10 protein-coding genes are annotated in these 14,060 nt (G+C 65.7%); 4 read left to right on the top strand and 6 right to left on the bottom strand.

All coding sequences use genetic code 11. The features are described 5' to 3' along the window. Positions 1-59: 59 nt before the first annotated feature. Positions 60-1,547: a sensor histidine kinase gene (locus ACLMAJ_RS29230; RefSeq protein WP_412017070.1), complete on the bottom strand. Its 1,488-nt coding sequence runs from the start codon at positions 1,545-1,547 to the stop codon at positions 60-62. Positions 1,548-1,549: 2 nt separating this feature from the next. Continuing rightward, on the bottom strand, positions 1,550-2,266 hold the full coding sequence (locus ACLMAJ_RS29225; RefSeq protein ID WP_412017069.1) for a response regulator transcription factor: 717 nt from the start codon (positions 2,264-2,266) through the stop codon (positions 1,550-1,552). Between the two features lie 272 nt (positions 2,267-2,538). Between ACLMAJ_RS29225 and ACLMAJ_RS29220 the strand changes: the two genes are divergently transcribed. From ACLMAJ_RS29220 to ACLMAJ_RS29210, 3 genes are all read left to right on the top strand, one after another. Beyond that, entirely contained in the window at positions 2,539-3,825 is a 1,287-nt protein-coding gene (locus tag ACLMAJ_RS29220) for an NtaA/DmoA family FMN-dependent monooxygenase (RefSeq protein WP_412017068.1), read from the top strand. Between the two features lie 149 nt (positions 3,826-3,974). Continuing rightward, positions 3,975-7,466, top strand: coding sequence for a carboxylic acid reductase (gene car, locus ACLMAJ_RS29215; protein ID WP_412017067.1), 3,492 nt, complete (start codon positions 3,975-3,977; stop codon positions 7,464-7,466). A gap of 208 nt (positions 7,467-7,674) precedes the next feature. After that, a complete protein-coding gene (locus tag ACLMAJ_RS29210) occupies positions 7,675-8,439 on the top strand; it encodes a DUF8176 domain-containing protein (protein WP_412017066.1) in 765 nt (254 codons plus the stop codon). A gap of 3 nt (positions 8,440-8,442) precedes the next feature. On the opposite strand, the gene ACLMAJ_RS29205 is transcribed toward ACLMAJ_RS29210, so the two are convergent. Together ACLMAJ_RS29205 and ACLMAJ_RS29200 are read right to left on the bottom strand one after the other, a co-directional pair. Further along, entirely contained in the window at positions 8,443-10,182 is a 1,740-nt protein-coding gene (locus tag ACLMAJ_RS29205; RefSeq protein WP_412017065.1) for a GMC oxidoreductase, read from the bottom strand. A 136-nt stretch (positions 10,183-10,318) separates the two neighbouring features. Continuing rightward, the gene (locus ACLMAJ_RS29200) at positions 10,319-11,263 is read right to left on the bottom strand and encodes an NAD-dependent epimerase/dehydratase family protein (RefSeq protein ID WP_412017096.1); all 945 of its coding nucleotides are present in this window, start codon (positions 11,261-11,263) and stop codon (positions 10,319-10,321) included. A 128-nt stretch (positions 11,264-11,391) separates the two neighbouring features. Between ACLMAJ_RS29200 and ACLMAJ_RS29195 the strand changes: the two genes are divergently transcribed. Continuing rightward, entirely contained in the window at positions 11,392-12,099 is a 708-nt protein-coding gene (locus ACLMAJ_RS29195) for a TetR/AcrR family transcriptional regulator (RefSeq protein ID WP_412017095.1), read from the top strand. Positions 12,100-12,251: 152 nt separating this feature from the next. Here the strand turns inward: ACLMAJ_RS29195 and ACLMAJ_RS29190 are convergent, their stop codons facing one another. Both ACLMAJ_RS29190 and ACLMAJ_RS29185 read right to left on the bottom strand, forming a co-directional pair. Then, positions 12,252-12,671 (bottom strand): MarR family winged helix-turn-helix transcriptional regulator, encoded by a 420-nt coding sequence (locus ACLMAJ_RS29190; RefSeq protein WP_412017064.1) that lies wholly within the window; start codon positions 12,669-12,671, stop codon positions 12,252-12,254. After that, positions 12,661-14,037 (bottom strand): MFS transporter, encoded by a 1,377-nt coding sequence (locus ACLMAJ_RS29185; protein WP_412017063.1) that lies wholly within the window; start codon positions 14,035-14,037, stop codon positions 12,661-12,663. Before ACLMAJ_RS29185 ends, ACLMAJ_RS29190 begins: the two co-directional genes overlap by 11 nt. Positions 14,038-14,060: the final 23 nt, after the last annotated feature.

The raw sequence follows: 14,060 nt of genomic DNA, 5'->3' as shown, positions 1-14,060 counted from the left end.
AGGAGTCGAAATACCTCTCGTGCACTCGTTTTCCGAGCCGCGCCGGAAAGCGTTGCTGCTCAGCTCGACTCCCCGCAATCGCGAGGCAGTACGACGGTGAACGTGGCACCGTCGCCCGGCACACTGTGCACGCTCACGCGGCCGCCGTGTGCGGCGACCAGTGCCTGCACGATCGAGAGGCCGAGACCGGAGCCGCCGCTGGTGCGGGTACGGGAGGTGTCGGTGCGGTAGAAGCGTTCGAAGACTCGGGCGGTGGCCTCGGGAGACAGGCCGGGGCCTTGGTCGACTACGTCGATGCGGACGTCGTCGATGGCGGGGGTGAGGCGCACGGCGACGGGGGCGCCGGTGGGGGTGTGGACCAGGGCGTTGCTGAGGAGGTTTGTCAGAATCTGCCGGAATCGGGCCGCGTCGCCGATTACATCCATGGTGCCCTCGCCCGGACAAACCTCGAGGGTGATCGGGCGAGGCGGGGTGGATTTCTGCCTTGCCGCCACGGCTTGCGCGTTGTGGACGGTGTCGCCTGCCAACGCGAGCAGGTCGACCTGGGCGCGTTCCAGCGGGCGTTTCGCGTCCAGTCGCGCGAGCATCAGCAGGTCCTCGACGAGCAGGCCCATTCGCTCGGCCTCACCTTCGATACGACGCAGCACCATGGCGGCGTCGGTGCTCGCACCGTGGCGGTAGAGCTCGGCGAAGCCGCGGATGGTTGTGAGGGGAGTGCGCAGTTCGTGGCTGGCGTCGGCGACGAAGCGGCGCATTCTGGCTTCGGAGCGGCGGGCGTCCTCCTCGGAGGCTTCGGTGGCCGCGACGCCGTGCTGGATCTGCGCGAGCATCGCGTTGAGGGATCGGGCCAGCCGATCGACCTCGGTGTCGACATCGCGCACCGGAACCCTGCGGTGCAGGTCGCCGCCCGCGATCGCCGCGGCGGTTTCCTCGACCGTCCGCAGTGGCCGCAGGCTACGACCGACGACCAGATAGCCGAACACCCCGAGCAGCAGCAATGCGGCTGCCCCGATACCCGCCTCGAAGAAGATCAGCCGCGAGACCGTCTCCTGGTTGTCGGTCAGCGGCAGTCCGATCGTGGTCGATCCGTACTGATTGCTGGTCGTCAGCACCCGCCACTGCACCGGGGAATCGCCCGTCGAGCCGACGGTGGTCGCGCCGGATCCGGCCGTTCCCGAGATGTTCGGGGCGGCGGCGGTCCCGTTGATATCGCCGGGGAGGTTGGTGTAGGTCTGGCCGTCGGGCCCCTTGCGCAGTTCGAAGAATCGGCGCGGCTGCTCACCGGATGATCTCGGCCCCGGTTCCGGCATCCCGATCGGAATCCATTGTGTGCCACCGTCACCGGTGGTGACCTGCCGCATCGCGCGTGGTTCTGCCCAGGAGTGCGCCGAGTCGTAGAGTTGCTCATCGGTCCGCGCGGTGAGCAACTTGCTCAGCGCCGACGTGACCGCGGCGCCCGCCGCAACCAGTGCCAGCGCCGCCAACACGATCAGCGCGATGACCAACCCCACTCGCAGCGGAACGGCCGACAGGCGTCGTCGAAGCATTGTCATGTCCGGCCGGCCGGTGGCTCGCGCAGTACATAGCCCACGCTGCGCAGGGTGTGGATGAGTTTCGGTTCTGAGGTGTCGACCTTGCGCCGAAGATAGGACACATATGACTCGACCACGTTGGCATCACCGCCGAAGTCGTAGCGCCACACGTGATCCAGAATCTTCGGTTTGCTCAGCACCTTGCCCGCATTGATCATGAAGTACCGCAGCAGCGTGAACTCGGTCGGCGAGAGCGACACCGGTGCGCCTGCTTTCCACACTTCGTGGCTGTCTTCGTCGAGTTCGATGTCGCCGACACTGATGCGCGAGAGGTCCGCGGCCGGGGTGCGGTGTCCCGCCCGACGCAGGATTGCTCGCAGCCGCGCGATGACCTCTTCGAGGCTGAAGGGTTTGGTCACGTAGTCGTCCGCGCCGAGGCTCAGGCCGGTCAATTTCGACTCCACGTCGTCGCGGGCGGTGAGGAACAGCACGGGTGCTTCGATGCCGTCCGCGCGTAGCCGCCGCAGTAGGCCGAAGCCGTCCATTCCCGGCATCATCAGGTCGACGATCAGCGCGTCGGGGCGGCCGGTGCGGGCCTTGTCCATGGCGTCCGCGCCGCTGATGGAGGTGGACACCTCGAATCCTTGGAATCGCAGGCTCACCGCCAGCAGTTCGACGATCATCGGCTCGTCGTCGACGACGAGCACGCGTGCCTCGGGAGAATTGCCGCTCATCAGCCCAGATTGACGTGCCAACCGATGCGCCACCTGCGGGAAGGCTGGGTGTTTCCTGGGAACAATCTGGATGGCACCACGTACCACCCACCAGGGAATCTCGGCGATCGTCGGCCACCGCGAAAGAATTCGACTGATCGGAACCGTCGTCACCGGTCGCGCCGAGTGCTGGACTCGAACGGGCGCCGGGCTGTGCCGGTAGCCCGGTTGCCGCGCACCCGAAGCCGGAGTGCGGTAGCCGCAGTCGATTTCACAATGGGATGAGAGAGACGATGAGTTCTGTTCGACGCCGGACGCTGAAGACTGTCACCGGAGTCAGCGGCGCGGTGAGCGTGTACGCCGCCGCGATAGATCCGCACCGGTCGACGGTCGCGTCCTCGATCGAGATCGCGAAGATCGCGGAGGCCAACAAGTTCGATGCGCTGTTCGCCGCCGACCTGCTGAGCTTCGGCGCGCAGGGGGCGATAGGCGCGCAGGAGCCGCTGATCTTCTTGTCCGCATTGAGTTCGGTCACCTCGCATGTGGGTCTGATCGCCACGGTGAGCAGCACGTTCCATCATCCTTACAACCTCGCGCGGCTGTTCGGAACTCTCGATCATGTGAGCAATGGCCGTGCGGCGTGGAATATCGTCACCTCGTCGGTGGGCGAGGAGAACTACGGCGACGAGGACCTGCCGAGTCCGGAGCAGCGGTACGCGCGGGCCACCGAGGCTCTCGAAGTGATCAACGCGCTGTACGACAGCTGGGATTCGGGTTCGCTGACGCCCGATGGACATGGCGGGGCGGACCTCGACGCGGACCGCGTGCGGCCGATAGACCATGCGGGACAGTACTTTACGGTGAAAGGGCCACTCAATATCCCGCCGCTACCGCAGCGGCGGCCGGTGCAATTCCAGGCCGGTCAGTCCGCGGGCGGCATCGAGCTGGGCGCCCGTTTCGCCGAGGTCGTGTTCACCTCGCTGTCGACGCTGGAAGACGCTGTCACGTATACGAAGACGGTGCGCGCCCGCGCGACCGAACTCGGACGTTCCGAGGGGTTGCCCTTGATCATGAGCTCCTTCCATGCCACCTACGGTGCGAGCGAGGAGGAAGTGCGCCGACTGGTCCGCGCCGAGGTCGAAGCGATAGATCTCGATGCGGGACGAATCCGCCTGGCAGACATGTTCGGCGGCGGCCTCGAGCTGTCGGAACTACCCCTGGACAAGCCCATCCCGCAGCACCTGCTTCCGGAGGTGGCCTCGGTGAACCGCCGACGCGGACGAGTCGAGATCTTCACCAAACTCGCGGCATCGGGCCGGACACTGCGCGAGTTGATCATCGCGTCGAAAGACACCGGCCACTGGGCGGCGGCGGGCACCCCGGAGCAGCTGGCGGATGCGATCGAGGAGCGCTACCGAGCGGGCGTGCTCGATGTCATCTCGCTCGGCGGGCTCGCCGACCCCCGGACCCGCGATTTCGTCACCAACGGGCTGCTGCCCGAACTGCGGCGCCGGGGCATCGTCGGGACCGACTACCTCGGCGGCACATTCCGCGAGAATCTCGAACTTCCCCCGCTGTGACGCCGCGGTAGGTGGGTCGAAAATCGACCATTGCCCGATCTGTGCCGACCCTGGAATACTTAGACAAGCTAACGTATTGCTGGGTATAAGTGTCTGTTGTGAGTGCACGGAGCGACCCAAGGTTGACCAACGACCCACGGAGGCGGGCAATGGCGGTGAACACCCGGGAGCGGCTCATGCGCCGTATCGTCGAGCTCTATGCGGCCGACCGGGAGATTCGCGACGCGAAGCCGCTCGAATCGGTCACCGAGGCGATTCGGCAGCCCGGTATGCGGTTGACGCAGATCGTGGACGCGGTCATGACGGCTTACGCCGACCGTCCCGCCCTCGGGCAGCGCGCGGTCGAAACGACGGTCGACCTCGCCTCGGGGCGCTGTTCGCTGCGATTGCTGCCGACGTTCGACATCATCAGCTACCGCGAATTGTGGACGCGGGTGGCGGCGGTAGCGAGCGCGTGGCACCACGACGGCGAGCAGCCTTTGCGCACAGGCGATTTCGTGGCGATTCTGGGATTCACCAGCCTCGACTACACCACGATCGATCTCGCCTGTGTGCATCTCGGCGCGGTCGTCGTCCCGCTGCAAGCGAGTGCGTCGGTCGTTCAATTGACGGCCATCATCGAGGAGACCGCACCACGTATTGTGGCCGCGACTCCGGAGCACCTCGCCGCCGCGGTCGACTGCATCCTGGCAGGCATGCCGCCGCGTCGGCTGATCGTTTTCGATTACCACCACGAGGACGACGACCAGCGCGATGCGGTCGAATCCGCTCGGCAACGTCTCGCCGGCAGTCAAGTGCTGGTCCAATCGCTGGATTCCGTCCTCGAGCGGGGGCGTGCGCTCCCACAGGCCCCACTCGTGGTCCCCGCTACCGGCGACGATCCGCTCGCGCTGCTTGTCTACACCTCGGGAAGCACAGGCACGCCCAAAGGCGCGATGTACACCGACCGGTTGGCGTCGGCCATGTGGCTCGGTGCGCCCCCGGTGTCCGCGATCAATCTCAATTACATGCCGATGAGCCATGTCGCCGGGCGGATGTCGCTTTTCAGAGTCTTGGCGCGCGGCGGCACCGGCTACTTCGCCGCCAAAAGCGACATTTCTACTCTGTTCGAAGACATCGCGTTGGTTCGCCCGACGGAACTGTTCTTCGTACCTCGGGTGTGCGAGATGGTGTTTCAGCGCTATCAGAGTGAGATGGACCGCTGCGCCGCACCCGAGCGCGACCACGCGGAGCTCGATGCCGAGGTAAAAGCGCAATTGCGGCAGGACTTCTTCGGTGGCCGCTGCATGACCGCACTGTGTGGGAGCGCGCCGCTGGCCGCGGAGATGAAGGCGTTCATCGAGTCCCTGCTCGACCTGGACCTGCACGACGGCTACGGCTCGACGGAGGCAGGTGGTGGCCTCGTGATCGACAACATGGTGCGACGACCGCCGGTGCTCGACTACAAGCTCGTCGACGTGCCCGACCTGGGATACTTCGGCACCGACCAGCCGCACCCGCGCGGTGAGTTGCTACTGAAGACCTCGACCATGATTCCCGGCTACTACAAACGGCCCGAGGTCACCGCGGAGGTCTTCGATGGCGACGGTTTCTACAAGACCGGCGACATCGTGGCCGAGCTCGGACCGGATCGGCTGATCTATGTCGACCGCCGCAACAACGTGCTGAAGTTGTCCCAGGGTGAGTTCGTCGCCGTCTCGCGGCTCGAGGCGGCCTTCTCCAATAGTCCGCTGATTCGCCAGATCTTCGTCTATGGCAGCAGCGAACGCGCCTATCTGCTCGCAGTGATCGTGCCGACCGAGGAGGCAGGAGTCGCGGACCCGGACGCACTGAAAATGGCACTGACGCAGTCGTTGCAACGGATTGCCAAAGGCAGCGGACTGAACTCCTACGAGATCCCGCGCGACTTCGTCCTCGAGACCGAGCCGTTCACCATCGAGAACGGATTGCTCTCCGGCATAGGTAAGTTGGTGCGACCCAAGCTCACAGAGCGTTACGGCGAGCGCCTCCAGCGGTTGTATGCCGACCTCGCCGATGGGGAGGCGAACGAACTGCTCGCGCTGCGCCACGAGGCCGCGAACCTGCCGGTGCTCGAAACCATCAGCCGCGCCGCCCGAGCACTGCTCGGTTGTGCCGGTGGCGATCTGCGCCCCGATGTGCATTTCACCGATCTCGGCGGCGATTCCCTTGCCGCACTATCTTTCTCGAATCTGCTCCAGGAGATCCTCGGCGTCGAGGTGCCGGTCGGCGTCATCGTGAGCCCGGCCAACGACCTGCGGAAGCTGGCCGACTATCTCGAGGCGGCGAAGGGCCGCGCCGGCGAGCGTCCGACGTTCGGCTCGGTGCACGGCCCCGAACGAGCCAGGGCGAGTGATCTCACGCTGGACAAGTTCATCGACGCCGAGACCCTGACTGCCGCAAAGGATCTCGTGCGGACCACGGTGCCCGCACGAACCGTTCTGCTGACCGGAGCGAACGGCTACCTCGGTCGGTTTCTGTGCCTCGAATGGCTCGAACGCCTCGATCGCACGGGCGGCAAGCTGATTTGCATCATCCGTGGACGGGATGTGGATGCGGCAAGGAAGCGGCTAGCGGAGGCATTCGACAGCGGCGACGCCGAACTGCTCGGCCATTTCCGGGACTTGGCCGGCCGGAACCTGGAGGTCCTCGCCGGTGATATCGGCGAACCGAATCTAGGCCTGGACGAAGCGACGTGGCAGCGCCTCGCGGACAATGTAGACCTGATCGTCCATCCGGCCGCGCTGGTCAATCATGTGCTGTCCTACAGTCAGATGTTCGGGCCGAACGTCGTCGGTACCGCGGAAGTCATTCGCTTGGCGATCAGCACCCGGCGCAAGCCCGTCAACTACCTCTCGACCGTCGCGGTGGCCACTCAGATCGACCCCGCGATCTTCGAGGAAGACGGCGACATTCGCGGCATCAGTCCGGTGCGTGTCGTCGACGACGGCTACGCGAACGGGTACGGCAACAGCAAGTGGGCAGGCGAGGTGCTGCTGCGGGAAGCGCACGACATCTGCGGCCTGCCCGTCACCGTCTTCCGTTCGGACATGATCCTGGCCCACAGCCGATACGCCGGGCAGCTCAACGTGCCCGATATGTTCACCCGCTTGCTGGTCAGCCTGTTGGCGACGGGTATCGCGCCGCGGTCCTTCTATGAGCTCGACGCTGACGGCGCTCGGCAGCGGGCGCATTACGACGGCCTGCCTGCCGACTTCACCGCCGAGGCGATCACCACCCTCGGCGCACAGGCGACAGAGGGCTTCCGGACCTTCGACGTGCTGAACCCGCACGACGACGGCATTTCGCTCGACGAGTTCGTCGACTGGTTGATCGACGCGGGCCACCCGATCCGGCGGATCGATGACTATCGCGAGTGGTTCGCCCGTTTCGACACCGCGCTCCGGGCCCTGCCCGAACAGCAGCGGAACGCATCGGTGTTGCCGCTGCTGCACGCCTATCGGCGACCGGGCCCGCCTATCGAGGGATCGGTCATCGCGGCCAAGGGCTTCACCACCGCGGTGCAAGCCGCGAATATCGGGCCCGACAACGACATTCCGCACCTGTCGCCGTCCCTGATCCACAAATACGTCACCGACCTGCGGCAGCGTGGCCTGCTGTGATGGTGGACAAAGCGATCGCCGGTCATGCGCGCGGTCGCTCGGTGATCGAAAGAGCGTGTGCCCGAAGATAACTGGAATCCGTTTCGATCATCTCTCGCCATTCGGTCGCCATGACCGCCGAAGGTATGCAATCTTGTTATTGCACAACGGTATTCATAGGGAACCCGAGCTTGCCCAAAAGGCGTCGGCAAAGGGGGTGCGGCGAAGTATGTCGTCGAATTTATCCGGGTCCGGCGGCCATATCGCGGTGCGCCGTGGCCGAGGTAGGGCATCGGCGGTACCGCTGTGGCCAGGCATGATCGCGTCGGAGCTGCCACAGCTGAGCCAGCCGCAACAGCAGCGCCCGGCCCGACCGCAGCGTGTGGAGCCACTGCGGCGCGGGGAGCCGCAACAGCGCTCGGACCCGCGAGAGCGCCTCGACCGTCAGCGCCGCACCCGACGGCGCGCCGCCCGTGCACAGCATGGGCCCCTGCGATTCTGGTGGCTCGGTGCATTCGCTATCGGCGGGTCACTGGCGACCGCGGCCGTTGTGCTGGTCTACAGCGGTGCGGCGACCAGCCCGCGTCCGTCCGCGACCGTCGCGGATCCGATACTCGGCGGCGGCCCGGGTTGTGAGGCGACAAGCACCGAACAGTTGGTGCGCGGCAACGGCATTGGATCGTCCGCGACCGGGCCGGAGGTGATCCTGGCGTTCCAGCACGCCTACTACGTAGCACGCTCGGGCCGAGCGGTCAGGGCGGTCACGACTCCGGACGCTTCGGTGCCGGGAGTCGAGATGATCGACTCCGGCATCGCGTCCATCCCGCCGGGCAGCCAGCACTGTGTGCTGATCGTGCCGATGAGCGACGGTCGGTTCGACGTGGTGATCACCGAGAGTCGCCCCAACTCGACCGTGCGGACCTACCGGCAGATCGTGAGCGTGGCGGACCGGGAGGGCGCTGTCGTGATCACCAAGATCGCGCCCCCCGGCTGAGGCTCAGGCTGTCGCGGTCTCGTCGGCCGTCTTGCGGCCGCTACGGATCTCGACGATCGGCAACACAAGTGCGGTCGGCACGCCCGCGGGAACCACCGGTGCCTTGGGCGCTACCGGCGAAATCTGTTGGTAGGCGATGCCCTGCTCAGGACGGGTGTCCTGTTCGCCCTTGTTGGGCCAGTAGGCGGCGGCCCGTTCGGCCTGCGCGGTGATGGTCAGCGAGGGATTGACGCCGAGGTTCGCCGAGACGGCGGCGCCATCGACAACGCTCAAGGTCGGGTATCCGTACACGCGGTGGTAGGGGTCGATGACTCCGGCGTCGCGGTCGGCGCCGATCGGTGCGCCGCCCAGGAAATGCGCGGTGAGCGGGATATTGAAGATCTCGCCCCAGCTGCCGCCCGCGATGCCGCCGATCTTGTCGGCAACCCGGCGGGTAACGTCGTTGCCCGCCGGAATCCAGGTCGGGTTCGGTTCACCGTGGCCCTGCTTGCTGGTCAGTTTGCGGCCGAACACGCCTCGCTTGGTATAGGTCGTGATGGAGTTGTCCAGGTGCTGCATTACCAGGGAGATGATCGTGCGCTCGCTCCAGTTCTTCACGCTGAGGAAACTGAGAAGCGTGAGCGGGTTGCGCGCCACCACGCCGAGGAACCGCAGCCAGCGCGGCATCCGACCGCCGCCGTCGACCATCAGCGTCTGCATCAGACCCATCACATTGGAGCCCTTGCCGTATCGGACGGGCTCGATATGGGTGTCGTGGGTGGGATGGATCGATGACGTGATCGCTACTCCCTTTGTGAAATCGACACCGGGGGAGACCTTCTTGGTCGCGGCTCCGACGATGGATTCGGAGTTCGTCCTGGTGAGCTCGCCGAGGCGATCGGAAAGGTCGGGCAGCACACCCTTGTCGCGCATCGCGTGCAGCAGCTTCTGGGTGCCGAGGGTGCCCGCGGCGAGGACGACCTTTCCCGCGGTGTAGGTCACCGGGCGCTTGCGCACCCAGGCTCCGGTTCGCTCGGTCGCCACGTCCCATGTGCCGTCGGGCAGCGGACGCAGTTCGGTGACCGTCGTCATCGGAATGACCTGTGCGCCTGCCCTTTCCGCGAGGTACAGGTAGTTCTTGACGAGGGTGTTCTTGGCGCCGTGCCGGCAGCCGGTCATGCACTCGCCGCATTCGAGGCAGCCGGTGCGTTCGGGGCCGACGCCGCCGAAGTACGGATCGGCAACGGTCTTGCCCGGCTCGCCGAAGTACACGCCGACCGGAGTCTGCACGAAGCTGTCACCGACGCCGAGGTCGTCGGCCACCTGCTTGAAGATCTCGTCGGCCGGTGTCATGTGCGGATTGCGGACAACGCCGAGCATTTTCTGGGCCCGTTCGTAGTACGGCGTGAGCTCGGTGCGCCAGTCGGTGATGTCGCGCCACTGCGCGTCTTGGAAGAAAGGCTCCGGTGGTACGTACAGCGTGTTGGCGTAGTTCAGCGAACCCCCGCCGACACCGGCGCCACCGAGGATGAGGACGTTCCGCAGCGGATGGATGCGCTGGATTCCATAGCAGCCGAGCTTGGGGGCCCACAGAAACTTCCGCAGGTCCCAACTGGTCTCGGGCAGCTCACCGTCGGCGTAGCGCTGACCCGCCTCGAGCACGCCGACCCGATACCCCTTCTCGATCAGCCGCAGCGCGGTCACGCTGCCGCCGAAACCAGAACCGACGATGAGTACGTCGAAATCCGTCTCACGGTGGTCCATATAGTGCTCCTCGATCGGGCGGCGACGGTGACACCGCTAACACTACTACCGAGTAGGTTAAGTCCGATTGTGGGCTGTCAGCGGGCAAATCCGAGCAGGTTGTGACCGTTCACAAGTGCGGTAGACCCGCGTCCATTCAGGATGGCGAAGGTGACAGCTGGGCTTTCCACCACGCGACAGTGGCGGTGATGGATTCGTCGATCGGGGTCGGGCGCAGGTCGAGGCGCTGCTGGCTGTCGCTCGAGTCGAGGATGAACGGGCCGGCGACCTGGTAGCTCATTTCTGTGAGTTCGCGCATCTGCCCGCTGAACAGGCCCATCAGTCGCATGAGGGCGACCGGCGCCGCGGAAACCTTGGGTGCCGCGACACCGGCGGCGGTGGCGATGGAATCGATGAGTTGGCGCTGGGTGATCGGTGGTGCGGTCGGCGCATGCAGGAAGGTGTCCCACAGCGATTGCTCGGCGGCCGCGCGAATCATGGCGGCGGCGAGGTCGGGAATGTAAGTGAAGGAGTGTGGGAGGTCGAGCTTGCCGAGGGCCTGGACCTTTTTGCCGGTGAGGATCGGGGTGAACAGTTGCTCGCCTGCCACCGAGGCGCGCACATACGGGCCGAGGAAGTCCGACGCGGCGACGCTCACGGTCGGGGTCGCGTGGGCGGCGCGAGCCCGCACCAGTTGGGTGCGGACCGCGGGCTTGCCGAAATCGGCATTGCGGGGAGCGGTTTCGGTGATGGGGCCCTCGACCTTGCCGTAGGAATAGAGGTTCTCGGCGAACACCACGACTGTGTTTGCCTTCCCGGCCTCGTCCATGACCGCCTGTTCGGCAGGGGGCAATTCGGCCTGCCATTCCTTCGCCGCGTAGCGCGACGCGCCCAGGCAATGGTAGACGGCGGTCGCACGGTCGAATTGGCCCGAAAGCTGTTCGGGGAGTGCTACGTTCACTGCGCGCCGTTCGATGAGCTCATGCTCGGGCCCGCTACCGGAACGGGTAAGCAACCGGACCTGCTTGCCCGCCGAGGCGAGTTGTTCGGCGAGGGTGGCGCCGATGGGTCCGGCTCCGGTGATGACGTGCAGTTCCGGCATGATCTCTCCTGAATCGCGTTTGAGAGCAATGCTCTCCATTGCGACAAGAATGCGTCAGTCTCGCCACATTGTCAAGAGCAGTGCTCGCAGTTGTTGACATTGCTCTCTAAAAAATGCACGGTGGAGTCATGCCGACAACTCCCCGGGCCCGTGCTCGCGCGCAAACCATGGCCGACATCGTTCGGATCGGACGCGAACATCTGGCGACCGACGGCGCGAGCGCTCTGTCGCTGCGTGCGGTGGCGCGCGACCTCGGCGTCGTGTCCTCCGCGGTCTACCGATATGTGCGTAGCCGGGATGAGCTGCTCACCCTGCTGGTAGTGGAGGGCTACAACGCACTCGGTGATGCCGTCGATGCGGCGCTCGCGGCGACGCCCGACGACCCGGCGCAACGGCTACGGGTGGTCGGCAGGACCGTGCGTGCTTGGGCGATCGCCGAACCTGCTTGGTATGGGCTACTTTTCGGCACGCCGGTGCCCGGCTATGACGCGCCTGCCGACCAGACCGTTTCCCCGGGAGTGCGGGTGATCGCCGCGCTGATGCAGATCTACGGTCAGGCTTACCGCGCCGGACTGCTCACCGAGCCGTCCGAGCCTGTCACCGTATCTCCTGCGCTCGCACAAAGTTTCGAGCAAATCCGCAAGGACTTCGAGCTGGACGCACCGGACTGGCTGTTCTCTCGCGGTATCACCGTCTGGAGTGCGATGTTCGGCGCGGTGAGCTTCGACGTCTTCGATATGTACGGCCGCGACACCTTCGTCGACCGGGCGGAGGTTTTCGAGCTCCATCTCGACCGGCTGGTCGAGCTGCTCGGCTTCCGTTCGACCCGCACCTGAACACCGTACTCGACGCTACCGATGGATACCTGCCGGCCACGGTCAACGACGTTGCGCCCGATGGCCGTTCGACAATGCCCCTGGATACCCGCCAGCCGATCTTCCCGGAGAGCCGACCGGCCGAGGCAACCCCGGCCGGTGATCGAGCAGGTCTAATTCCCGAGTTTGCGCAGCAGGTCGCGCAGCGCCCGCAGGTCGTCGGGGGATAGGGCGGTTACCGCGAGCGGGGCCGGATCGGGCGTGGCCATTGCCTGGGCGAGCACGGCGCGGCCTGCCAAAGTGATGGAGACCTGCTTGCGTCTGCGGTTGGTCGGGTCTACCTCGCGCACGACCAAACCCGCTTCTTCGAGATTATTGACGACCACCGTGGTGGCGGGTGCGTCCATGGCGGCGGCGTGCGCGAGTTGGTTGAGCGGCAATGGGCCCGATCGCAGGCGGCGCAGGATGCGAATTCTGCTGAATGGAAGCCCTGTTCGCTCGGTGACCGCGCGCTTCCACTGGTCGCGGGTGTCCATCACCACGTTGGTGAGCAGTGCCCAGACCTCGTCGGAGGTGGGTGCGTCATCCGACATGCGTAGGAACCTTCTGTTCGAGAATCGGGGCGACGCGAGCCCGGGACCGTTCGGCCAACGGGGTATTCGCGACAATGCCGAGTATGGCAACCCCCGCCGTGAGTGCCGCGATCACCCACCACAGCCCGGCCCCGGTCAGCGCGCCGCACAGTGCCACGCCGATGGTCACGCCGACCTGCCTGCTCGTCGAGGCGACCGCGGCCGCGGCGCCCGCGCGATCGAGCGGCATCCCGCTGACCGCCGCTGTGGTGATCGGCGCGTTGACCATGCCGAACCCGGTCCCGAAGATCGCGAAGACGACGATCAGCAGCCATATCGGGGTGTCCGCCTCCAGGCGGGTGAGCAGCACCGCGGCGGCGGTCATCGCGATACCCGCCGCGACCAGTGACGGTCGAGTGCCGTAACGACCGACCATCCGTCCCGACAACGGTGAGCAGATCAGCATCGCGACCGCCATTGCCAGGTACAACAGACCGGTGTGCACCGCCGAATAGTGGCGGACCGTCTGTAGATACAGCGAGCAAGTGAACAGGAACGCGCCGAGCGCGGCGAAGGCGAACATCGCGGTCACCGTGGCGGCGGAGAACGGCACACTGCGGAAGAACCGCAGATCGATGAACGGGTCGACGCGGCGAGATTCGTGGCGCAGGAACGCGACAAAGGCCACCACCGACACCACGAAGACCATCGGGATCTGTTCGATGAGTCCGAACACCAGCGTGAAAAGGAAAACGATGGCCAGCAGCTGACCGATCGGATCGAGGCTGCGCACGGTGACCGACTTCGATTCCGGCACAAAGATTGTCGTGAGGACCAGGGCAAGGGCGCAGATCGGCAGGTTGATCCAGAACACCGATTGCCAGCCGAGGGTGTCGATCAGTACGCCGCCGACGATCGGTCCGAGCGCCATCGAGATGCCGACCACCGCACCCCAGATGCCCACCGCGCGAGCGCGTTCCACCCTGCCGGTGAAAACCTGGGTGATGATCGACATGGCCACCGGATTGAGCATGGAACCGCCGACGGCTTGCAGCAACCGCGCCACGATGAGGGTCTCGATGGTTGGCGCGAGGCTGCACAGCAGGGAACCGATGGCGAAGGTCAGCAGCCCGATCCGGAACACCCGTCGACGCCCGTAGCGGTCGGCCGCCGCGCCCGACAGCATCAGCAGGCTGGCGAGGGTGAGGGTGTAGATGTCGATGATCCACTGCAACCGCGACAGCGGGGCGTGCAGTTCGTCGCGAATGGTGGGGATCGCCACGTTCACGATCGTCGAGTCCATCGACACGATCAGCAGGCTGAGGCAGCACGTCGCGAGTATCAGCAGCTTGCGTCGCGGCGTCAGCTCCTCAACAGTTGTATTCACACAACTATTGTGAACATGCAACT

It is taken from the genome of Nocardia arseniciresistens, assembly GCF_046764875.1.
Taxonomy (GTDB): domain Bacteria; phylum Actinomycetota; class Actinomycetes; order Mycobacteriales; family Mycobacteriaceae; genus Nocardia; species Nocardia arseniciresistens.
The sequence above is the reverse complement of the archived record's forward strand: the minus strand, read 5'-3'. Positions and strand labels throughout refer to the sequence as shown.

Bases quoted from the DNA above. Each gene is read 5' to 3' on its own strand.
- ACLMAJ_RS29230 (WP_412017070.1), bottom strand. From the start codon at position 1,547: ATGCTTCGACGACGCCTGTCGGCCGTTCCGCTGCGAGTGGGGTTGGTC.
- ACLMAJ_RS29225 (WP_412017069.1), bottom strand. From the start codon at position 2,266: ATGAGCGGCAATTCTCCCGAGGCACGCGTGCTCGTCGTCGACGACGAG.
- ACLMAJ_RS29220 (WP_412017068.1), top strand. From the start codon at position 2,539: ATGAGTTCTGTTCGACGCCGGACGCTGAAGACTGTCACCGGAGTCAGC.
- car (WP_412017067.1), top strand. From the start codon at position 3,975: ATGGCGGTGAACACCCGGGAGCGGCTCATGCGCCGTATCGTCGAGCTC.
- ACLMAJ_RS29210 (WP_412017066.1), top strand. From the start codon at position 7,675: ATGTCGTCGAATTTATCCGGGTCCGGCGGCCATATCGCGGTGCGCCGT.
- ACLMAJ_RS29205 (WP_412017065.1), bottom strand. From the start codon at position 10,182: ATGGACCACCGTGAGACGGATTTCGACGTACTCATCGTCGGTTCTGGT.
- ACLMAJ_RS29200 (WP_412017096.1), bottom strand. From the start codon at position 11,263: ATGCCGGAACTGCACGTCATCACCGGAGCCGGACCCATCGGCGCCACC.
- ACLMAJ_RS29195 (WP_412017095.1), top strand. From the start codon at position 11,392: ATGCCGACAACTCCCCGGGCCCGTGCTCGCGCGCAAACCATGGCCGAC.
- ACLMAJ_RS29190 (WP_412017064.1), bottom strand. From the start codon at position 12,671: ATGTCGGATGACGCACCCACCTCCGACGAGGTCTGGGCACTGCTCACC.